The organism is Rubneribacter sp. (assembly GCF_965361815.1).
Genome location: NZ_CBDTNW010000113.1, coordinates 1 through 3,571, shown reverse-complemented (window position 1 = coordinate 3,571; position 3,571 = coordinate 1). Strand labels below are relative to the sequence as shown.

General features: G+C 66.8%; 2 protein-coding genes. Both read left to right on the top strand.

What is annotated here, in order from left to right; all coding sequences use genetic code 11:
- The first annotated feature begins 418 nt into the window (after nucleotides 1-418).
- The gene (locus tag ACWKY3_RS08235) at nucleotides 419-1,933 is read left to right on the top strand and encodes an APC family permease (protein ID WP_449315938.1); all 1,515 of its coding nucleotides are present in this window, start codon (nucleotides 419-421) and stop codon (nucleotides 1,931-1,933) included.
- Between the two features lie 129 nt (nucleotides 1,934-2,062).
- On the top strand, nucleotides 2,063-3,223 hold the full coding sequence (gene aguA / locus ACWKY3_RS08230) for an agmatine deiminase (protein ID WP_449315937.1): 1,161 nt from the start codon (nucleotides 2,063-2,065) through the stop codon (nucleotides 3,221-3,223).
- Nucleotides 3,224-3,571 lie beyond the last annotated feature (348 nt).

Here is a 3,571-nt window from a genome sequence, read left to right as displayed (position 1 = left end):
ACCGCAAGCACTCCATCCGCGCGATACTGGCCTACCTGCTCCTGCGGCACGAGGCGGGCAGGAGGCTCGACGCCGCCGCGGCCGACGAGGCCGAGGCCCGCATGAACGCGGTGCTCGCGAAGATCGGCAAGTAGTCTGTCCCGCCGACCCGTCCCGTCGGCCTTCCGGCCGGCGGGACGGGTCGGGGCGCTGCGGGCGGCCGCAGCGCCCGGTCCTCGCGCGACGGCGAAGGCCCGCGTGCCGAAGCGCGCTTCGACTTCGCCGCCGCGCGGACTGCGGGCACCTCGGCCGTTTCCGCTGACGCACTACGCCAGCTCGGGGAAATCGTTGGCGCATTGATCGAATGCCCTGCCGGGTCGGGCCTGCGCGCAAGGCGTGCGCGGCTCGGTGGGGCTGAACCCCTGGAAGGGGAGTGACCATGGGTAACAAAGTCAAAAAGTTCTCATTCATCAGCGTGATCCTCTCGGTGATCTGCTTCGTGTTCGTGGCCGAGGCCGCGGCCCCCGCCGCCGCCATCGGCAACCAGCAGTTCTTCTGGTGGATCTTCCTCATCCTCACGTTCCTTTTGCCGTACGGCATGGTGGTGGCCGAGCTGGGCACCACCTACGACAGCGACGGCGGTTTGTACGACTGGATCCGCGACGCGTTCGGCGATGCGTGGGGCAGCCGTGTGGCCTGGTACTACTGGATCAACTTCCCGTTGTGGATCGCTTCGCTCGCCACGCTGTTCCCCGACATCTTGGGAATGGTGTTCGGCGTGGAATTCGACCTGCCCGTCATCTTGGCTATCGAGCTGGCCTTCGTGTGGATCGTCGTGCTCATGAGCTTCTCGAAAGTGTCCGATTCCGCGTGGATCTTGAACGGCGGCGCCGTGCTCAAGGTGCTCATCGCCGTGGCCGTGGGCGGGCTGGGCATTTGGTACGCCGCCAACAACGGGTTCGCCAGCGACATGTCGCCCGCCACGTTCCTGCCCGACCTCGCGAACACGAACGCGCTCACGTACCTGTCCATCATCCTGTTCAACTTCATGGGCTTCGAGGTCATCTGCACCTTCGCCGGCGCGATGAGGGATCCTTCGCGCGACATTCCCAAGGCCATCGTGCTGGGCGGCCTGGCCATCGGCGCCATCTACCTGTTCGCCAGCTTCGGCATCGGCGCGGCCATCCCGGCCGACCAGATCGATCCCGACTTCGGCATGATCTACGCGGTCATGACCATGGTGGGCGAGGCGTCTCCGATCTTCGTCGTCATCTGCTTCGTATTTTTGATCACCCTGTTCGCGAACATGGCGTCGTGGTCGTTCGGCGTGAACTTCGTGGCCGACTACGCGGCGAAGCACGGCAACATGCCCAAGGTGTTCTCGCACGAGAGCGCCAAGACCGAGATGCCCACCGGTGCGGCCATCGTGAACGGCGTGGTGGCGTCGCTTGCCCTCATGCTGCAGCTCGTGCCCGTTCCGGCCATCTCCGAGGGTATCTTCTGGATGCTGTTCTCCATGAACGTCGTGTTCCTGCTCATCAGCTACATCCCCATGTTCCCGGCGTTTTTGAAGCTGCGCAAGGTGGATCCGAGGCGCGAGCGCGTGTTCCGCTTCCCCTTCAAAGGCAAGCTCATGTACGTTATGCTGGCCATTCCCGCCATCGAGCTGGTGCTGGCCATCGTCGCCACCATCGTGCCGCTCAACGGCACGGAGGAGGAGTTGTCGAAGATCCCCATGCTCGTGGGCGTGGTGGTATTCGTCATCTTGGGCGAGGCGGTTCGCATCTGGTCGAAGCGCGGACGCGCCGAAGAGTACCGTGGCCTGACGCTCGAGCTGGCCGAGGCGCGCTTGGCCGAAGAGGCCGCGACGGCTGCCGAAGGGATTGCAGGGGGCGAGGGCGTCGAGGCGAAGCCGCAGGCCGACGCCGAGACTGCGCCAACGCCGGTCGCATAGCGTTTCCGACGTCGCGCGAAGGCCGGTGCCGGGCATGCCGCCGGGTTCCGCATCCGGCCCGCCGCCATGGCGGGCGGGCCGGATGACAAATAAGGTTCATCAGCATTTGCGAAGAAAGGATCAAGCGTCATGAAGACCATTCACGAGTCCGAGTCCACCCCGAAGGCCGACGGCTACCGCATGCCGGCCGAGTTCGAGCCGCAGGCGCGCGTGTGGATGGCCTGGCCGCACCGCACCGACACGTGGGCGTGGGGCGCCAAGCCCGCCCAGAAGCAGTACGCCGCGGTGGCCCGCGCCATCGCCGAGTTCGAGCCCGTCACCGTGTGCGTGAACCAGGCCGACTACGCCAACGCCAAGGCCGTGTTCGAGGACGACGAGAACGTCACTGTCATCGAGATGACCACCGACGACGCGTGGGTGCGCGACACCGGCGCCACTTGGGTGGTCGACGACCAGGGCGGCAAGCGCGCGGTGCACTGGCACTTCAACGCCTACGGCGGCTTCGAGAACGGCCTGTACTTCCCGTGGGACAAAGACGAGCAGATCGCCCTCAAGATGGCCGAGATGAGCGGTTGCCGCCGCTACCGCCCCGAGAGCCTCATCCTCGAGGGCGGCTCCATCCACGTGGACGGCGAGGGCACCGTGGTCACCACCGACATGTGCCTGCTCGACCCTGGCCGCAACGCGTCGGTGACCGAGCATGCGGCCTGGTCCGAGGAGCTGCGCGCCTACATGGACGGGAAGCTCAAGGACTACCTGGGCGTGGAGAAGGTCATCTGGGTCAAGGACGGTATCGACCCCGAGGAGACCAACGGCCACATCGACGACGTGGCGTGCTTCGTGGCCCCCGGCAAGATGCTCTGCATCTGGTCGGACGATCCGGACTACCCGTTCTACCACGAGTGCCGCGCCGCCTACGAGACGCTGTCGAACGCCGTCGACGCGAAGGGGCGCAGGATCGAGGTGACGAAGCTCTGCATGCCGGAGAGGCCGCTGTACATGGACCAGGCGTCCTGCGACTCCATCGACGCCGACGAGAACGCCGAGCCGCGCGTGGCCGACGAGCCGCTCATCGCCTCCTACATGAACTTCCTCATCGTCAACGGCGGCGTCATTGTGCCGCAGTACGGGGACACCAACGACGCGCTGGCCGTGCGGCAGATCCAGGCCGCGTTCGACGAGGCGTGGGGCGAGGGCGCGTACAGGGCCGTGGGCGTGAGGACCGACCAGGTGGTCTTCGGCGGCGGCAACATCCACTGCATCACACAGCAGGAGCCGGCCGCGAGGTAGGCCGTTCGCGGCCTGACGGCCGACGGCGGCCCGGCCCGTCTTCCCGGATCCCCGATGCGCATCAACGGGAGGCGGCCGGGCCGTGGGCCGCCTCCCGCCCTCTGCGGCCGTTGGGGGCTTGCGCGCCTCGATGGGTGCGGCCGAGGCTGGGGGCGCAGCGCCCGGGGTCTGGCTCGGCTTCCGGCTTGATGCTGCCGCATGACAGGGGCGCGTGACAGGGGCGTGACAGGGGCGCGTGACAGGGGCGTGACAGGGGCGCGTGACAGGGGCGTGACAGGGGGACGGGGATATCGTCACATTCCGAGGCCCCTTGCAGCGCTGTATGACAACCGGGAATGTGACGATATC